This is a genomic window from Acinetobacter sp. ANC 4779 (assembly GCF_004331055.1).
In the GTDB taxonomy this organism is placed as follows: Bacteria; Pseudomonadota; Gammaproteobacteria; order Pseudomonadales; family Moraxellaceae; genus Acinetobacter.
In genome coordinates this window covers 17,075-36,621 of the sequence record NZ_SJNU01000010.1, presented here as the reverse complement: position 1 = coordinate 36,621, position 19,547 = coordinate 17,075, and the positions used below count along the sequence as shown (strand labels likewise).

The 19,547-nt window shown below is 41.5% G+C and carries 12 protein-coding genes; 7 read left to right on the top strand and 5 right to left on the bottom strand.

Features of this window, described 5'->3' with window-relative positions; genetic code table 11:
* Positions 1–107: 107 nt before the first annotated feature.
* Positions 108–758 (top strand): response regulator, encoded by a 651-nt coding sequence (locus E0H80_RS11885; RefSeq protein ID WP_067869355.1) that lies wholly within the window; start codon positions 108–110, stop codon positions 756–758.
* Positions 759–855: 97 nt separating this feature from the next.
* Here the strand turns inward: E0H80_RS11885 and E0H80_RS11880 are convergent, their stop codons facing one another.
* Together E0H80_RS11880 and E0H80_RS11875 are read right to left on the bottom strand one after the other, a co-directional pair.
* Positions 856–1,623, bottom strand: coding sequence for a hypothetical protein (locus E0H80_RS11880; protein ID WP_131366097.1), 768 nt, complete (start codon positions 1,621–1,623; stop codon positions 856–858).
* Between the two features lie 419 nt (positions 1,624–2,042).
* On the bottom strand, positions 2,043–5,534 hold the full coding sequence (locus E0H80_RS11875; protein WP_131366095.1) for a PAS domain-containing hybrid sensor histidine kinase/response regulator: 3,492 nt from the start codon (positions 5,532–5,534) through the stop codon (positions 2,043–2,045).
* A gap of 184 nt (positions 5,535–5,718) precedes the next feature.
* Between E0H80_RS11875 and E0H80_RS11870 the strand changes: the two genes are divergently transcribed.
* The 4 genes from E0H80_RS11870 to betT all read left to right on the top strand — a co-directional run bounded on the left by E0H80_RS11870 (position 5,719) and on the right by betT (position 10,921).
* Complete coding sequence (locus E0H80_RS11870; protein ID WP_131366093.1) at positions 5,719–6,045, top strand: DUF485 domain-containing protein; 327 nt, start codon at positions 5,719–5,721, stop codon at positions 6,043–6,045.
* A 1-nt stretch (position 6,046) separates the two neighbouring features.
* Positions 6,047–7,762 (top strand): cation acetate symporter, encoded by a 1,716-nt coding sequence (locus E0H80_RS11865; RefSeq protein WP_131366091.1) that lies wholly within the window; start codon positions 6,047–6,049, stop codon positions 7,760–7,762.
* A 321-nt stretch (positions 7,763–8,083) separates the two neighbouring features.
* Positions 8,084–8,776 (top strand): ion channel, encoded by a 693-nt coding sequence (locus E0H80_RS11860; RefSeq protein WP_131366089.1) that lies wholly within the window; start codon positions 8,084–8,086, stop codon positions 8,774–8,776.
* Positions 8,777–8,950: 174 nt separating this feature from the next.
* Positions 8,951–10,921, top strand: coding sequence for a choline BCCT transporter BetT (gene betT / locus E0H80_RS11855; protein ID WP_131366087.1), 1,971 nt, complete (start codon positions 8,951–8,953; stop codon positions 10,919–10,921).
* A 63-nt stretch (positions 10,922–10,984) separates the two neighbouring features.
* Here betT and omp33-36 read toward each other — a convergent pair whose 3' ends face one another.
* A complete protein-coding gene (omp33-36, locus tag E0H80_RS11850; protein WP_131366085.1) occupies positions 10,985–11,902 on the bottom strand; it encodes a porin Omp33-36 in 918 nt (305 codons plus the stop codon).
* Positions 11,903–12,980: 1,078 nt separating this feature from the next.
* Between omp33-36 and blaOXA the strand changes: the two genes are divergently transcribed.
* A complete protein-coding gene (gene blaOXA / locus E0H80_RS11845) occupies positions 12,981–13,835 on the top strand; it encodes a class D beta-lactamase (RefSeq protein WP_131366083.1) in 855 nt (284 codons plus the stop codon).
* 213 nt (positions 13,836–14,048) lie between these two features.
* Positions 14,049–15,746, top strand: a complete 1,698-nt coding sequence (locus tag E0H80_RS11840; RefSeq protein ID WP_131366081.1) for a GGDEF domain-containing protein — start codon at positions 14,049–14,051, stop codon at positions 15,744–15,746.
* An 18-nt stretch (positions 15,747–15,764) separates the two neighbouring features.
* Here the strand turns inward: E0H80_RS11840 and E0H80_RS11835 are convergent, their stop codons facing one another.
* Positions 15,765–16,616, bottom strand: coding sequence for an AbiJ-NTD4 domain-containing protein (locus tag E0H80_RS11835; RefSeq protein WP_131366079.1), 852 nt, complete (start codon positions 16,614–16,616; stop codon positions 15,765–15,767).
* 67 nt (positions 16,617–16,683) lie between these two features.
* Entirely contained in the window at positions 16,684–19,515 is a 2,832-nt protein-coding gene (uvrA, locus tag E0H80_RS11830; protein WP_131366077.1) for an excinuclease ABC subunit UvrA, read from the bottom strand.
* Positions 19,516–19,547 lie beyond the last annotated feature (32 nt).

The window sequence follows — 19,547 nt, the reverse complement described above, 5'->3', positions numbered from 1 at the left end:
TTGCGAATATGAGTTTAAATGCAAAAATAGTGAGATCTTGCATATCCTTAAATGCGTGACTATGGTTAGAATAGAAACCACTGTGCACAAAATCCTTCATGTCGCTTATGAATATTTTAATCGTTGATGACCATCCGTTGTTTCGTCATGCCTTAATTCAGGCCGTTCGTTACAGCTTACCGCAAGCTCAAATTCAAGAAACGGCTGCAGTAAATGAGTTGTATGAACGCTTAGATAACGGACCAGAACCGGATTTGGTTTTATTGGATTTAAATTTACCAGGCGCTTCGGGCTTTTCAGCTTTAGTTCATGTACGTGCACAATATCCTTCAATTCCGATCATTGTGGTTTCTGCACATGAAGAAACTTCAATTATTCAACGCGCGATTGCGCATGGTGCAATGGGCTATATTCCTAAATCTGCCCATCCAAGCCATATTGGTGAGGCAATTCGCCAAGTGCTGGAAGGTGATATCTGGTTACCGCCAAACTTGCCTGCCAATCTGAATTTTGATCCACGTGCAGCAGATGAAACTGCGCTGGCAGAACGTATTCAGTCGCTGACACCGCAACAATTCCGTGTATTAATGATGGTGGCTGAAGGCCTACTGAATAAACAGATTGCTTATGAGCTTGATGTTTCTGAAGCAACCATTAAAGCGCATGTCACGGCTATTTTCCGTAAATTGAATGTGCAAAACCGTACGCAAGCCGTATTGGCGATCAGTGCCTTGAATATCGAAGAAAAGAGAATGTAATTTACTAGACAGCACACTGAATGAAAAAGGCACTTGATTGAAAGTGCCTTTTTGTTGTGAGCAGTGTTTTGAAAGTCAAAGTATTTCGCGCTTTAGATTAGGCGACACAGCTTTGTCTGGGGGTATGGTCGGTACAAAATAGTGGATTTAAGGCACATTGCAGATCATCAATTTGCTCTTGAGAGACGTAGGCTTTCTCTTTCAGGTATTCAGCCACACTGTCATCACGCAAACTTAAAAATGCGGCATCATATACGCCTAAATCGACGAATAAAGCTGCAGTTTCCAAGCTGTTAAAACGGTCTAAATAGACATCACTGCCATAGAGCAGGAAAATATGATCTTCATTGCCATGGGCATTGACACCTAAGCGTTGTGCCAATTCCAAAGGTGGGGTTTTAATAAAAAGCAGATCCGACAATTCATCAAATTGGGTAGTATCGAGCAGATTCTCATCGGTTTTGACTTTGCCCAGCCATGCTTTAAATACCAGCACCGCACCCCCACGCAATAACATGCTCCAAATCTGGTGACGTACTGGGTCGGTTAAGTCTTTAGACTCGGCTTTTAGTGATTCGATCAGCTTCTCTTCCTGTTCAGCGAGTCGATCAAATAGACCCAAACCTTGCGGTTTATAGGCGGCAGGACTGAAAACATCAAAATTCAACTCATCAAACACCTGTAATGCCAGCGGAACAGCACTTTGATACAAGGTGTTGAGTGCCTGAATGTGAGTATCTTTTAAGTGGCTGGGCTTAAATAATTCCGTCCATTGAATTTCAGGTAACAGGGCATTGACGCCATATTGACGGTAAAATTGTTGCGATGGATCTACGCCATAGCTTGCGGCTTCAGAAATGTTCATCTTAAACTCCTGTATTTTTCTATGATGATCAGTTTCTTGGGCAGACTTTTAATGTGCGTACTGATAGAGCGATTAAACTGATCATTCGTTGCTCTCATATATGAGCCAGGAAAGTGACGAACGGAATACGACTAAAGTTATAGAGCGCAGTTTTATCAGAAAAATACTTATTAATAATAATGTCTTGTAAAATTGTAACTAATTATACAAGTGTATATTTATATTTTGATGTTCTTTGCCATAGAAAATATCGGGTTGAAGTTTTTGGTCAATCTAACAGCGCCTAAAAGCAGATTTTTTGAACAGTTTGGCCTGGATGGAAAATTAAAGAGCCAGTACGCGTAATTAGAGGTGAATTTATATAAAAAAAACGTCCATTTCAGCAAAGTGAAATGGACGTCTGATTTTACCATTCAGGTTTAATCACTGGAAATTTTTAATCCGGATAACCATGAACGAAGCGATGCCGGTTTTAACGGTTTCTTCAGCAGCACAATATTCATTTCTTTCAAATATTGTGGAAGATCAGGATCAGAATCTGCAGTAATCAGCGCCACAGGAACCTGTTCCTGACGGTTTTCCTGAATGAAATCGAGACCGATTTTACCGTTATTCAAATGCTGGTCGACCAGCCACACCTGAATGTTTTCTTGCTGAATCAGTGTTAGAGCCTGTTCAGGTTCAGTTGCTTTAAACACTTGATAGCCCCATTTGGTCAGCAAGGTCGACATGCCTTCCAGAATGGTTTCATCATTGTCCAAACATAAAATTTTATAAGCTTTGCTTTTCAGTGGAATTGCCTGAACCGGTGTTGCCACCACTTTTGGCGCTTCTACAATCGGTACCTCAATCATGAAGCAAGAGCCTTTGCCATATTCGGAATAGACATGTACCGGATAGTCCAGCACGCTGGTCATGCGTTGCACAATGGCCAGGCCGAGTCCCAGACCCTGTTCTCCCCAAGGTGAGGTATGACCACAGCGCTCGAATTCCTGAAACAGCTTAATCCGTTGTTCTTCAGCAATACCCGGACCGGTATCCCATACCCCAATCCGAATATGGTTGGGTTTTTCTGCAGAACGCAGTACGCCGACAATCACGCGACCTTTGGCGGTATAACGCAATGCATTGCTGACGAAGTTCTGAATAATACGGCGAATCCATTGCGGATCGGTATCAATCCAGAATTTCACATCATGCACACTGAATTTAATCCCGCGTTGCGCAGCAATCGATTTAAATTGCAGTTCTAGATCACTCAGCAAGTCATGCAGCGGATAAGATTGACGCTTAGGTTGAATCGTACCGCCTTCCAGACGCGCAATATCCAGCAGGGCAGACAACATACTTTCTGCACCATACAAGGCACGATCAAGCTGTTGCAGGGTCTTGCGGTCTTCATCGGACTGCACGCTTTGTTCTAAAGCTGTACTGAACAAACGTGCAGCATGCATTGGCTGCAATAAGTCATGACTGGCCGCTGCAATAAAGCGACTTTTTGACATATTGGCCCGGTCAGCTTGTTCGCGTGCCAGTTGCTGCTCGGAAAGCGCATTGGCAAGTTGCTGGGTTCGATCCTGAACGCGTCCTTCTAGCACCGCTTCATTTTCACGGAACGCAGTAATATCGGCAAAAGTGGTGACGAAACCGCCGCCTTCGATCGGATTGCCGCGCATCTGAATTACCCGGCCATCTTTACGAATCCGTTCAAATTCATGTGCACTTCCCATCGCCATCCAGTGAATCCGTTTCCGTACATGTTCTTCAACCGAACCCGGACCGCATTCACCGCGTTCTGCGTTATAGCGAATTAAATCTGCGATGGGACAACCGACATAGACAATGTCTTTTGGATAATCGAACAGTTTCAGGTATTGATTGTTCCAGGCCACCAGACACATATTTTCATCCACCACGCTGACCCCTTGGGTCATATGGTCAATCATGGTCATGATCAGGTTCTGGTTAAAACGCTGCCATTGTGATGCCTGATCCAGAATATTTGCCACCTGACCCAGAGCTAAACCGTTATTCACCATTGCAGTGGTGAGCAGAGTACGGGCAGAAGCTGAACCGATGGTACCGGCAAGATATTGCTCGGTGAAGCGCCACCACATGCCATTGGCACTGCTGTTTTCATTCAGAATGACATTGTTTTGCGCACAGAATTGACGGAAGGCTTGGGTCGTAGGACCTTCACCGGTAATCCGTTTGGCCAAGGCTATTAAATCTCCGACTTTCAGACGCGCCACATCATGATTAAGGTAGCTAATATCAGCCGAGCTGGTGTGTGCAGGCAAGGGCTTGGTTTCATAATAGAAGAAGCTTTCTGCCTGAATCTGTTCTGCAATACTGGGACGGAAAATCCGAGATACCCAAATATATAACAGGATATTCAGACCTAAAGACCAAACCACGCCATGCGTCAGGGCGGCAAAAGACTGAAAACCGAGCAAAGCTTCTGGTCTTAACCAGTTAATTCCCAAAGGTCCCAGACTCAGGAATTGTTGGGTAAACTGGCTATATTCAGCAGGCAAGCTACGCAGTATGGTCGGTAACAGTAAGGTATAGGCCCATATTGCAAAGCCGGTAATCAGACCGGCATAAACCCCTTGTTTACTGCCGCCACGCCAGTACAGTCCACCAATCAGGGCAGGGGAGAATTGTGCCACTGCACTAAATGCCAGCAAGCCAAAAACAGAAAGTTGGTCGATGTCATTAAAGAAATGGAAGAACAGGAAGCCCAGCAACATGACCGCTAAAATACAGACGCGACGGGTGAATTTCAGGACCAGAGGCAGACGTTTGTCGTGACGAGAAAGGATACCTGTGCGCCAGAGGGCGGGCATAATCAGGTCATTACTGAGCATAATCGACAAGGCGACTGATGACACCAGCAGCATACCGGTTGATGCGGAGAAACCGCCCAGAAAGGCCAATAGTGTTAACCATTCCTGATTATAACTGAGCGGCAAGGACAGAACGGCAACATCGGGAATGGCTAAATAGTGCGGTGCGGCATGTAATGCCCAGCTGGCAATTGGAATAATCGCGATGGTGGTCAGAATCAGATAAGTGGCAAACCAGCGACGTGCCCCACGAATATGTTTTTCATCGCGTAGTTCAACTACAGCCACATGGAATTGGCGCGGCAAACAAATGACCGCCAAGGCTGCCAATAGCGTTTGTACCCAAAACGTTTCCGGCACACCAAACAGTTGAACTTCTTTAAAGGAATCAGCGACATCACTTGAAATTTGTTTTAAATTGTCCGGAGAATCAAACACAAAAAATAAGGCGACACAGAGCAAAGCAAACAGTTTAACAAAGGACTCAAATGCCACCGCCAGCATTAAACCGCCATGTTGTTCGGTATTGGCAATTTGCCTTGTTCCAAAAATCATGGCCAAAATGGCCAATATCCCTGTTAAGAACAGCACGCCATTGGTGGTGCTTTCCATCCCCGAATCCTGCTGTAGAATTACTGCAGCACTTAAGGCAATCGCTCGGAGCTGCAGAGCCAAATAGGGAATAATCGCGATAACGGCAAGAATGGTGACCAAGGACGCCAATGTCCCGCTTTTGCCATAACGGGCAGCAACAAAGTCGGCAATAGATGAAATTGCATGATGCTGACGCACTCGACCCAAGCGCCGCCAAATATCATAACCGACCCCGACAAAGATTAAGGGACCGAGGTAAATTGGCAAGAAAATAATGCCTTCACGAACAGCGGCACCGGTCGCGCCATAGAATGTCCAAGATGAACAGTACACCCCTAAAGTCAAACTAAAGAGTAACATACGCCCACGAGTACTCAGCCGACTGGCATGTTTTTCCCCATAAAAAGCGCAGATAAAGAGTAATGCGATATAGAGGGCAAGTACCCCTATGATGAGCCAGCTGTTCATATTGCCTACAGTGTAAAACTATAGCGTAATGATACCCCATCTGATAATCTCACGGTTTTAATTGATCATTTTTTAACGACCAAAGTCTAAATTACAAGAACGTATGATTCTTGTTACCTTGCATGAGTAAATAATTCGAATTAAAAAATAGTCAGCCCATGGCTGGGCTAAAAGGAGTGTGATTATGGATGAAGTACAAGTAGATCGAATTCTACAAAATCCAAAGTTTAAAGAAATGGTTGCTAAAAAAAGTCGTCTGAGTTGGACGCTGACTGGAATCATGCTGTTTGTCTATGTTGGTTTCATGCTACTCGTCGGTTATAACAAAGAATTCTTAATGAGTTCTTTTGACGGTGGTGTGATCACTTGGGGTATACCACTGGGTCTAAGCATCATCGTATTGTCATTTGTACTGTGTGGTGTGTATTCCTATATTGCCAATAACAAGTTGGATCCATTGACACAAGATGCAATGCGAGAAGTAGAAGCAATTGCTAGAGGAAAGCAATAATATGAAATGGAATTCATTTAAGGCCCAAGCTCTTGTAGCCTTTACGTTACTCATGTCGGGTATGGCCATGGCTGGCCCAGATCTGGGAACTGCCGAACAGCAACCAACCAACTGGCATGCGATTATCATGTTTGTGATTTTCGTTGCTTTTACTTTGGTTATTACCAAATGGGCAGCGAAGCAAACCACCAGTACTTCAGACTTCTATACTGCCGGTGGCGGTATATCAGGTTTCCAGAATGGTTTAGCGATTGCCGGTGACTATATGTCGGCTGCGTCATTCTTGGGTATTTCTGCATTGGTGTTCAGTTCAGGTTTTGATGGTTTGCTTTACTCACTCGGTTTTATGGTGGGCTGGCCAATCGTCTTGTTCCTGGTGGCTGAACGTCTACGTAACTTGGGTAAATTCAACCTATCTGACGTGGTGTCTTTCCGCTTGGCAGAAAAGCCGGTGCGTACCTTAGCTGCAATTAGTTCCCTTGTGGTTGTTGCGTTCTACTTAATTGCTCAGATGGTGGGTGCAGGTCAGCTCATTAAACTGCTCTTTGGTTTGAACTACAACATTGCAGTCGTGATTGTGGGCTTGCTGATGATGGCTTATGTGATTTTCGGCGGTATGCTGGCAACCACTTGGGTACAGATCATCAAGGCAGTAATGTTATTGTCTGGTGCGACTTTCATGGCATTTATGGTCATGAAAGGTGTGGGCTTTAGCTTCACGGAAATGTTTGAACAGTCGATTCAAATCTTCTCTAAAGTACATGATGTAAGCTTGACTGAAGCGGGCAATATCATGGGACCAGGTAAGTTAGCAGCCAATCCTCTAGATGCTATTTCACTCGGTCTGGCATTGATGTTTGGTACTGCAGGTTTGCCTCATATCTTGATGCGTTTCTTCACTGTAAAAGATGCTAAAGAAGCTCGTAAGTCAGTTGTTGTTGCTACAGGTTTCATTGGTTATTTCTACCTTTTAACCTTCATCATTGGTTTCGGTGCGATCCTTTATGTATCGAATAACCCGCAATTCCTTGATGTGGCAAAAATGGCAATGACCGGTAAGTTAGAACTTGTTGGTGGTAACAACATGGCTGCAGTGCATCTAAGTGACGCGCTTGGCGGCGACTTGTTCATGGGCTTCATTTCAGCCGTGGCATTCGCAACCATTCTTGCGGTAGTTGCAGGTTTGACCTTGTCGGGCGCTTCAGCAATTTCACATGACTTGTATGCAAACGTATTCAGAAAAGGACGAACCACTCCTGAATCTGAACTTCGTATGTCAAAAATCGCGACTTTAGGTCTTGCAATTTTTGCGATGATTTTGGGTATCTTGTTTGAGAAGCAAAACGTTGCCTTTATGGTTGGTTTGGCATTCTCTGTGGCTGCATGTGCCAACTTCCCGATACTGGTACTGTCCATGTTCTGGAAAGGCTTAACCACGCGTGGTGCGGTTGTTGGTGGTGTTGTGGGTCTAGGTCTTGCCGTGCTGTTGATTGTACTGTCTAAAGCAGTATGGGTGGATACATTGGGTATCTCGGATACACCAATCAATCCATTTAATGGTCCTGCGCTCTTCGCTATGCCATTGTCATTCTTCTGCTGCTGGTTGTTCTCCGTGACTGATAATTCAGCACGTGCACAAGCAGAGCGTAAAGCATTTCACGCGCAGTATGTTCGTTCAATGACAGGTATTGGTTCATCAGGTGCATCTGATCACTAAGACTTAAAATTGCAATGATAAAGAAGTCCCTAAGGGGACTTTTTTATTGTCTAAAGATTCAAGATATGATTTATCAATAAATTATTGATACAGGTGTATGGTTATGATTTAACGCTGATTTTAAATTTCTCACCTCAGAGAATTTCTTGGTTAAAATTCAGCTGAGCAGCAGGGGTAAGTGAATTTTATCGAAAATTTTCATACAAATGTGTTATTCGTCTGCTCGAAAATTCATGCTAAGTTGATCCGATCAAAAACAAAGAAACAGTATGACTGACAAAAACAATGATCAACAAAAACAGCAATTTTTTGGAGTGATGAATGCAGGCGTTTATTCATGTTTGGAAAATTTTCCGCTTATTACCTTCAGCCTGGCTGATTCTGCTGCAATTTATCATTTTAATATTATCTGTCATCGGTAATCATAGTGTCACTTATCGAACCTTGACCTGGCTGTTGGGGGTTCTTGTTTTACTTGTCATTGCCAAGGTGATTCGACAAACCCCCATGTTTACGATTTTAGGTCTGAGTTTTGTCAGTGGGGCGGTAATTTTTTCTTCAATGATTTTATTGGGCCTAAATCATCCCATAATTCAGGTGATTGCTCATGGTTTCGAGGCTGCCGCCTATTTTAGTGCTGCCTATGGTTTATTGCGTTATATGTTTGAAGACCGTTACTTAACCCAAGATGAGCTATTCGCTGCCGGTGCAGTATTTACGCTGCTTGCCTGGGGTTTTGCCTTTTTATATAACATTTGCCAGCTTTTGCTACCGGGTAGCTTTCACAATCCAAATATGACCGGCTTACAAACCTGGCTGAATTTATTGTTTTTAAGTTTTAGTTTGCAGTCGGCAACCGGTTTGTCCGATTTAATGCCGATGAGTGCGCCTGCACGTGTATTGGCCATGTTGCAAATGTTTGTGGGTGTCATGTACTTGGCGCTGATTGTTTCGCGTTTAATCGCCCTGCAATACATTGCACACTTGCCCAACCGGGATAAGAATCAGAAATAATCTAAAATTATGACAATGTTACAGGAATGTAACTGCACCAGCCATGTCATTAATTTACGCTATGTTTGAGTGTTAATGTAGTTCTACTTCGCTCGTCTCTTATTTATCTTTCGATAAATGCTTTATTTGACCGTTTGGTCTGTCCCATTAATTAAAATATTAAATGGAGGATATATGCCTTCCAAAAATCCATCCTGGTTTGCCAACGTCAATCCAAATGTGTTTTTGAGTACCGTCGCTATTATTTCTATCTTTCTGGTCGTGGTTATTTTAGCCCCAAACTCATTTGAGCTGATTACTCAGCATCTCAATCAATGGGTCACAGATTCTTTTAGCTGGTTCTATGTATTATCGGTCGCGATATTTCTTATTTTACTGATTTATATTGCATTATCAGACATGGGTAAAATTAAACTGGGTCCCGATCATAGCCAACCCAGTTATAGCAATACTTCCTGGTTTGCCATGTTATTTACCGCAGGCATGGGGATTGGTCTCATGTTCTTTGGGGTTGCCGAACCGGTCATGCACTATGTATCACCACCGCAAGGGGCGGGTGAAACGATTCAAGCTGCACAGCAGTCTATGCGCGTGACTTTCTTTCATTGGGGCTTTCATGCCTGGGCAATCTATACCGTCGTGGGATTAGCACTGGCCTATTTTGCTTATCGCCACAATCTGCCGCTCAAAATTCGTTCTGCTTTATATCCGATGATTGGTCAAAAAATTTATGGTCCTATCGGGGATACGGTCGATACCTTTGCCACGATTGGAACAGTTTTCGGTGTCGCTACCACCTTGGGTTTCGGGGTGACGCAAATTAATTCGGGGCTGAACTATCTGTTTGGAATTCCACAAGCCGCAAGCACCCAAGTGATTCTGATTGTTATAGTCAGTGTGATGGCATCCATGTCGGTATTTTTAGGCTTAGATAAAGGTATTAAACGTCTATCTGAACTGAATTTAATTTTGGCGCTGATTTTATTACTGTTCGTGTTTTTTGCCAGTTCATCTATTTATTTACTCCAGACCACCATTCAAAATGCGGGACAATATGTCTCAAATTTATTTGCGATGACCTTTAATCTCTATGCCTATCAACCGAATGGCTGGATTGGGGGCTGGACCATTATGTACTGGGCATGGTGGATTTCATGGTCGCCATTTGTGGGCATGTTTATTGCCCGGGTCTCCAAAGGACGCACTATTCGTGAATTTATTGTCGGTGTTTTGCTGATTCCGACCGGCTTTACCCTGATCTGGATGGGTTTTATGGGAAATGCCGCGTTATATAGCATTTTGCATGAGGCCAATCATTCTCTGGTTCTGGCAGTTCAACGTGATTCATCGGTCGCACTCTTTGAGTTCCTGCACAGTTTGCCTTTTTCCAGCGTCATGAGCTTATTGGCAACTGTTTTGGTGGTGCTGTTTTTTGTGACTTCTGCAGATTCAGGGGCACTGGTGACCGACTATTTAACTGCAAAATCTGAAAATTCTCCCCTTTGGCAAAGACTGTTTTGGACCGTGCTGATGGCAGTATTGGCGATTGTGCTACTGTTGGTGGGTGGATTAGGTGCATTACAGTCAGCCACCATGATGAGTGCCTTGCCGTTCACTTTCATTATGCTGTTTATCTGTTGGGGTTTATTAAAAGCCCTGCGTTTAGACGTGACTAAAATGGATGCCTTACAAGAAGCACGCATTACCCCGCGAGCGATTCAGAACCCACGCAGCTGGCAGCAGCGTTTAGGTCTGATTATGCATTATCCGCATACTGAAGCCGAGGTGAAACAGTATATTGAAACTGAAGTATCCAAGGCTTTTCAAAGTGTGCAAAAAGAATTTCAACGGCGTAAGCTGACTGTAAGCATTCGTTCGATTACTGATGGCTTGGAATTAAGAGTCGATCACCATGATGAAATTAATTTTATTTACCAAATAGTGATACGCGAAACAGTTCCACCGAGTTTCATGCCAGAAATGACAGCGAATGAAATAACCTATTATCAAGCGGAAGTCTTTTTAAGAGAAGGTGGTCAGAACTATGATGTGATGGATTGGACTTCAGATGATCTATTACAAGATATTATTGATCAATATGAACGCCATTTACATTTTTTAAGTTTGGTTCGAACTTCTGAATAAATCCAGAAAATAAAAAAGGACGCATAAAGCGTCCTTTTTTTGAATTCTTTTTCTAATTAAAAATTAGAAACGGAATTTAGCGCTTAGGCCACCCAGTTGAGCATCGTTTGCGCCATTTTCACCATTTGCATATACATAGCTCATACCTAAGCCAATAGCAGGGGTGACGAAGTAATTTACATTCACACCAGTTGCAGAGCTAGGAACAGTTGCACTCTTATAGCTACCTTCAGCATAAGATGCGCCTACACTGAATTTAGGTGTGAGGTAAAGATCAGATTTTAAGTTATAAAGCGTATCTTCGCCGTAAACTAAACCAGCTTCGAAACCAATAGACATATTAGTACCGTCGATTGGACCTACATATTTAGTACGTGCAGTAATTGCATCTTGATCTTTTTGAATTGCGCGAGCTTCCATAGTAGCGCTCATCAAGCCATTATTTAAAATGTTAAAAGTATCTAAAGATTGAGTAGCAGCAACACTGGTATAACCAAGCGCTATCAAGAAGTTTGGAGCAACTAAAGCGCCCAGCTCAAGTGCATAACGATCGCCAGAATCATCAGCTTGAATATTTTGAGCTGTAAAACCGTTTTTAGCATCAGTTTTAGAATGGTTATAAGATGCGCTTGCGTATACAGGTACAATACTTGTAGGAATGTATGTTTCACCCTTAACGCCGTAAGAATGTTGTTCTACATCTAGTTCTTCATTTCTAGGGGTTTGAATGTCAGCTGTAAGTTGACCGAAATTGTAGCCAGCAGAAATGCTTGTTGCTTGGTTTAAGAAAGCAGCTTCAGCCAAAGGTCCTTTAGAGGTATCGATGTCATTAAAGTAGTAAGTACCTTGTGCACCTACGTTATAGTTACCATCATTCAATTCAGCATCGTAGTAACCGACAGTACCTTGAACTTCAGCTTGATAAGCGTGAGCACCGGTCATGGCTAATAATAAAGCAGTGGCTAAACCAAGTTTTTTCATAATAATTACCAGTTCTGTTAAAAATGGATCAAACAGTAGGTATTGTATTGTAACAAAACATTAAGTCAATGAACTCAAAGAACATTGTTTTATTGAAATATTACTGCAAACATCACGCTAGGCACGAATTATACAATTTATTTTTGTGTTTTAAATTCAAAAAACTTTTTTATAACAAAAGATTATATGCATTAAATTAACTAAACGTGCTTGAAATTTATAAAAGTAATAAGAATGTTTTTACAATGTAAAATTAGGTTAATTTATATGAATTAATTATAAAAATGATTTATCTATGTTGGGAAATAGTGAACAAGGTTTTAAATTTGTAATATTTTATGAATTTACACTCTAAAAATATCTTGAAATAAATAACTTTTCTGTGTGAAATATAAACATATAAAATACGAATTTGTGAAATATTTCACATTTATCTGGGGTTATTGTGATTCAAGTAAATCCATATTATTTTAATAGGCTTTACTTATTTGTTGTTTTTTATCATAATCTATCTATCAGCTCATATTACATTGAAATAATGTGATGATGATCTGATTCTCCATAAACAAGTTTTGTTTTTATATGCCCAACTTTCCCCAAGGTTGGGCTTTTTTTTGCCTGAGCTCAGTGTGCTCTAAATGAATCCTGCTATTCAATAAAGAAACTATCCAAATATTCGTACCCCCCATGCAAATTCAAACAAAATTAATTTCTTACATAACGATTTATTGCAAGGTTTATTGCTTTAAAAAGTCTATTTGGAAATATCGACACTATAATTGCCCTATTTAAGTGCGAAAATAACTTAAATTTCATCAGGGTGAGTAATTTTAGGCAATAAAAAACCCCAATTTTCAAAAAAAATGGGGTTTTTTAGCCAAAATCTCAGGTAAATCAAAGATCCTGCTGAGGAATGATTTTGACTTGCCCTAATGCGGTGCATTATGCACTTATTTGTGGCATGTGTAAATATTTTCTTACATCTGTTATAAAAATATTTTTAGATATGCGTAATCCATACAAAATGAGGTTTGGGAATTGGATAAAAATAGCAGATTAGTTCATTCGAGATTTTTAGATGAAACAGGGATTGTTTTACTTGGGTTGCTTAATGGCCTTGATGCAATTAACTGCTTGCCACATGCAGACAGAACAGAATTCTAAACTCGCCGTGATAAAATCCATCTCAGAAGTCACATCTGTACGATCAAAAGATATTGCCCCATTATTAAATCAAGCCAATAAACAAGCAGTCTTTATAACTTACGATGGTCATCAGTTTAATCGTTATGGAAATGCTTTAACCCGCGCCAATCATTCCTATATTCCAGCTTCAACGTTTAAAATGTTAAATGCCTTGATTGGCTTGCAACATCATAAAGCGAATAGCACTGAGGTTTTTAAATGGGATGGCAAAAAACGTACCTTTGCCGCTTGGGAAAAAGACATGACTTTGGCGCAAGCCATGCAGGCTTCTGCAGTTCCGGTATATCAAGAGCTGGCGAGACGGATTGGGCTAGATTTAATGCAACATGAGGTAAACCGTGTTGGTTTCGGAAATCAACAGATTGGTCAACAGGTTGATAATTTTTGGCTGCTGGGTCCTCTGAAAATCACACCTGAACAGGAAGCGAAATTTGCTTATCAGCTTGCAACTGAACAATTGCCGTTTGATGCTGCTGTTCAAGAACAGGTGAAAGACATGCTTTTTATAGAGCGTCGCGGAGATACCAAATTATATGCTAAAAGTGGCTGGGCAATGGATGTAAGTCCACAAGTGGGCTGGTATACCGGTTGGGTTGAGCAGCCGAACGGACAGATTACTGCTTTGGTTTTAAATCTGGAAATGCATGACGCTGATGATGCGGGCGAGCGCAAGCAACTTACTTTAGATATTTTAGATAAACTGGGTTTGTTGTTTTATCTTAATTAGTTGCCAGTAGATGAAAAATCAAAATTTGAAAATGATATATAAATATAGTCTCTTATCAAAAAAAATTATAAGTAACTAATACGAGGTGTAAGTTTACTAAAGTTGGTTAAATTTTGTCATTAAATATTAAAATAATGTAATATATACGATTGTATTGTAAGCATACCCTGATGATGATTGGCCAGCTGTTTTTGTTCGGGGCGTACTGAAGCCATGTATAAATTACGTTCGAAACATATTGCTCAACGGCTTTTGTTGTCGATGATCATCATTATATTTTCCCTTCTTTTTCTTTCTGTTCCTTTGATTATCAGTAGTTATCAGAATTATCAAAAAGCAGATCGCGCCTTGATTGAAATTTCTGCTCTGCGTGCAGTTGCAGATTTAGCCAATCAGGTTTCACGTGAAAGAGCGCCTGCCAATAAGGTGATGTCGAGTGCGCCTGATGAATTAGCAGAAAATTTAAAAGCATTGCATGCGCATCGAAAAGAAGTCGATTTACAGATTGAGCGAACTCTGAAGATTTTAGAAGCAGCGGGCTTTTCTGCTCAGGTCCAAGGCCTATCTTCCCATTTAAAAGTGACTTTACATCATGGTCGTCAAGCTGTAGATGCTTATGCTGGTTTGCCCCAATCTGAACGGACTTCAAAACAGCTTGATCATGCGATTCAGCAAATGTTCAAGGCTTGGGATAGTTGTCACGAAATTTTAAAAAATGTATTGGTACAATCTGAAGCCAAAAGCACATCTGTTTCTGAATACTACACCCTGATTTTAATTCTGGCAGATTTACGTGATCAAGCAGGGCGGATTGTCTCTAATATCATACCATCCATTACTTTTGTAGAAAAAATACCTGCGGATAATCTGGCTCGATCATTACAGACTCAACATCAAGCCTATTATTTATGGGACTTAGTCAATACCCTACAACCTGAACAGGCTAAAACCCCGGAATATTTGGCTTTGCATCAGCAAGTAAAGGCACAGTTTTTAGATCAAGGCATTCCAATCGTAACTCGCTTGATTAATGAAAGTATGCACAGTCAGGCATATTCATTGACCGGTACGCAACTGACAGAAGCAATGGTTGATAAATTAGTGACAGTGGTAAATTTGCAAAACTATATTTTTGATTACAGTGTTAGCGTTGCTCAAAACCAAAAAAATCAAGCACAGCAACAATTTATTCTCACGTTATTGGTTGCAATAATTTGTCTGGTTACAGCATGTTTTACCATGATCTATGCACGAAATGGGGTATTCAAACCTTTACTTAAAGCCAAAAATACCATTCTTCGTTTGGCACAGCATAAAATTACAGATTATGAGGATTCATCTGCTGACCCCATCACTTTATTGGAGGCAATTAAAAAGTTAAAACGCGTGCTACAGCAACGAGATGCTTTAGAATTTCAGCTTAGAAACATTGCCAATACCGATACTTTAACCGGTGTATCCAACCGTTTGGCACTCGATGAATATATTAAGTATTTGGAAAAGAAACCTGAAAAATTCGCTCAAACCGCCCTCATTATTTTTGATATTGATGATTTTAAACATGTAAATGATACATTTGGGCATATTATCGGTGATGAAGTTATCCGGCTGGTTGCGGAAAAATTACAAGTTAATGTGCGAAATTCAGATTTGATCATTCGTTACGGTGGTGATGAATTTTTGGTATTAATCGAACAGGCTGATTTTGATGACGCTTGGGTTGTCGCGAATAAAATTCTGAAAGAAATTGGCAGCTCTGAACTGTACATTGCCGAGATCAACCAAAATATCCAGATTTCTGTCAGTGCGGGTGTGGCAGTGGGTGCAGCATCGTGGATGGCCTTACTGGAAAAAGCCGACAAGTCTTTATTTCAAGCCAAAGAAAACGGCAAGAATAAAGTCGCGGGGTGATGATATATCACCCGCTATTTATTTAGTTTTCTCAATCAAATAATTAATAAAGTTAGTACATGCAACCAGCATAAATTTTGCATCGATGTAGCTTAAATTAGATTCTTCGAGCATGGCATGGCGAATACCATCCGCATCAGATGTATAGCCATAAAGCTGACTTAAGCTACCTTTTAATGCTGCATGTAATCCATGTTTATCTTCAATGATTTTTAGTGCCTTTCCAAGTGTTGCTTTATCTTCATTGGTGACAATTTTACAGATAGACTCAACTGCACTAATCGATTCTTTAATTGAATTTCGGTAATCAGGACTTTGACGATCTGATAAAAGTTTTAAAGCTTGATTAAGATGTTGCTGAACACCTGTGAATTTATTTGTATTTTCTAAAGCATCTTCAATGGATTGGATTTCTTGTTCTGAAATAACCTGTATGAGTTGCTTATTTATTAAGCTATATGCGGAAGATTCTTCTTTTAAAATAATAATAATATTTTTCAATAATTGTTCGTATTGATGCTGATTATAGGGCAAATTAGTAAAACTATGATTAAGAATGAATTCTAAAAAATCATATATCGCAAACCACTCAGAATTGAAAATTTTTTCTTTAATTTTGGAGATATTTCTTTTTCGATATAATTCGACTTGAATAATTTCCATTTCGTCTAAAGGTAGTTTACAAAAATTACTCCATATATCATCGACAAGATAAGAGTATTGTTCTGCTTCATTTTTACTTTTTTCATAATATTTTAGAAATTGAGAGTAAATTGCAGACCAAATTCTATTTCTTAAATCATCTGTTATTTTATCAATAAGCAATACATCCCTAACCGGTTTATATCCATATCTTTCTGAAAACCGCATGCTTTCCCCAAATAAAAAAACGGTGAATGAATCACCGTTTTATCATGCATTTAGCTTAAATAGAAAATTATTTCAATAACGGCTTCAAGAACTTCGCTGTATGGGAAACTTTAGATTTCGACATTTCTTCAGGCGTGCCTTCGGCAATAATCATACCGCCACCAGCACCACCTTCAGGACCCAGATCAATCACCCAGTCGGCAGTTTTAATCACATCCAGATTATGCTCAATCACCACAATGGTATTACCCTTGTCGCGCAGCTGATGCAGAATATCCAGCAGTTTGGCAATGTCATGGAAATGCAGACCTGTGGTCGGCTCATCCAGGATATATAAGGTTTTACCCGTATCACGCTTGGCCAATTCACGGGCCAATTTGACACGTTGTGCTTCACCCCCCGAAAGGGTTGTCGCAGACTGACCTAAACGGATATAACCCAAACCGACATGAGTCAAAGTTTCTAAACGACGGTGAATCACTGGAATGGCTTCAAAGAAATGCATGGCATCTTCAACAGTCATGCCCAAAACATCGGAAATGTTCTTGCCTTTATAACCGACTTCCAGCGTTTCACGGTTATAACGGTCACCATGGCAGGCATCACAAGGCACATACATATCTGGCAGGAAATGCATCGCCACTTTAATCATGCCATCGCCTTCACAAGCTTCACAACGACCACCTTTGACGTTAAACGAGAAACGACCCGCAGCATAACCACGTGCTTTGGCTTCAGGTGTTTGCGCAAACAATTCACGAATCGGGGTGAACAAACCTGTATAAGTCGCAGGGTTAGAACGTGGCGTACGTCCAATCGGGCTTTGGTCAATATCCACGACTTTATCCAGGAACTGTAAGCCATCAATCGAATCGAATTTTTCAGCAGTTAAAGTGGTTGCGCCATTCAATTGCGTTGCAGCAAGCGGTAAAAGGGTACGGTTAATCAAGGTAGATTTACCCGAACCTGAAACCCCCGTCACACACGTCATAATGCCTAAAGGAATGGTTAAATCGACATTCTGCAAGTTATGACCGGCAGCACCCATCAACTTGATTTTTTCTTCCGGTTTGGGCGGTTGGGTACGAACTTCCGGTACTTTAATTTTTAACTTGCCTGATAAATACTGTCCGGTAAGCGAGTCAGGATTTGCCAAAATTTCTTCATAGGTACCTTCGGCAATAATATGACCGCCATGTACACCGGCACCCGGACCAATATCAATAATATGATCCGCGGCACGAATTGCATCTTCATCATGCTCGACCACCAAGACGGTATTGCCTAAATCACGCAGACGAACCAGAGTTTCAAGTAGTCGGTCATTATCACGTTGATGTAAACCAATTGATGGTTCATCGAGGACATACATCACACCCATCAAGCCTGCACCAATTTGCGAAGCCAGACGGATACGCTGTGCTTCACCACCCGATAAGGTTTCAGCAGAACGCGAAAGACTTAAGTAGTTCAAACCGACAGAAACCAGAAAGTGCAAACGTTCACGGATTTCCTTGAAAATCTTGTCGCCAATCTCGCCTTTGGCACCTTCAAGTTGCAGGTCTTGATAATAAGCTTCGGCATCGCCAATCGACATCTTGGTAATTTGTGCGATGGTTTTGTCTTTGACCCGAACATTACGTGAAATTTCATTTAGACGTGAACCATCACAGGCATCACAGGCAGCATTGGATAAATATTGCGCTAAATCATCACGGACATAATTAGATTCGGTTTCACGGTAGCGACGTTCCAGATGCGGCAAAATTCCTTCAAAAGCTTGCACACGTTTATGCTGACGACCGCGCTCATCGATATAACTTAAATCAACTTTATCCTTGCCGGTTCCGTAAAGGAATTTCTTTTTGGTGTCTGCATCCAGTTCATTCCACGGCGTATCCAAAGAAAAGCCAAAATGTGCTGCAACTTTTTCAATCATGCTGTAGTAATACGGACGTTGTCTGTCCCAGCCACGAATGGCACCCTGGCTAATTGAAACTTCATTGTTTGGAATCAGCTTTTCAGCACTAAAATGGCTGCGTGTACCCAAACCGTCACAGACCGGGCAAGCACCAAATGGATTGTTGAACGAGAACAAACGTGGTTCAAGTTCGGCCACCGCACGATCACATTCAGGGCAAGAATGCTTGGCAGAGAATACACGTTCAGGTTGTTCACCCTTCATCCACGATAAAATCGCGATGTCGCCGCCTAAGCGCAGTGCGGTTTCAAAAGATTCGGCAATACGGTTGCCTAAGTCATCACGGACTTTAAAACGGTCGACCACGACTTCAATGGTATGTTTTTTCTTTTTATCCAGCTCCGGTGGAGTGTCAATTTCAACAATTTCACCATCGACACGGGCACGGACAAAACCTTGGCTTTGCAATTGCTCAAACAGGTTGGTGTATTCGCCCTTACGTTCACGCACTACAGGCGCCAGCAGCATTAAAGCGGTACCTTCCTCTAAGCCTTTAACCGCATCGACCATTTCAGAGATGGTTTGAGCCACCATCGGCAAGTCATGTTCAGGACAATACGGTGTTCCGACACGGGCATATAAAAGACGTAAATAGTCGTAAATTTCGGTGATTGTTCCCACAGTTGAACGTGGATTGTGACTGGTTGATTTCTGTTCGATTGCAATCGCTGGACTTAAACCTTCAATAGAATCGACTTCTGGTTTTTCCATTTGCGAAAGGAACTGGCGCGCATAGGCAGAAAGTGATTCTACATAACGGCGCTGACCTTCAGCATATAAGGTGTCAAAAGCTAAGGAAGATTTACCAGAGCCTGAGAGTCCCGTAATGACCACGAATTTGTCACGTGGAATATCGAGTGACACATTTTTTAAGTTATGGGTACGTGCGCCTCGAATACGGATATGACTTTGGCTCATAAAACATCTCGGTAATGTGCAAATTGAAGGTT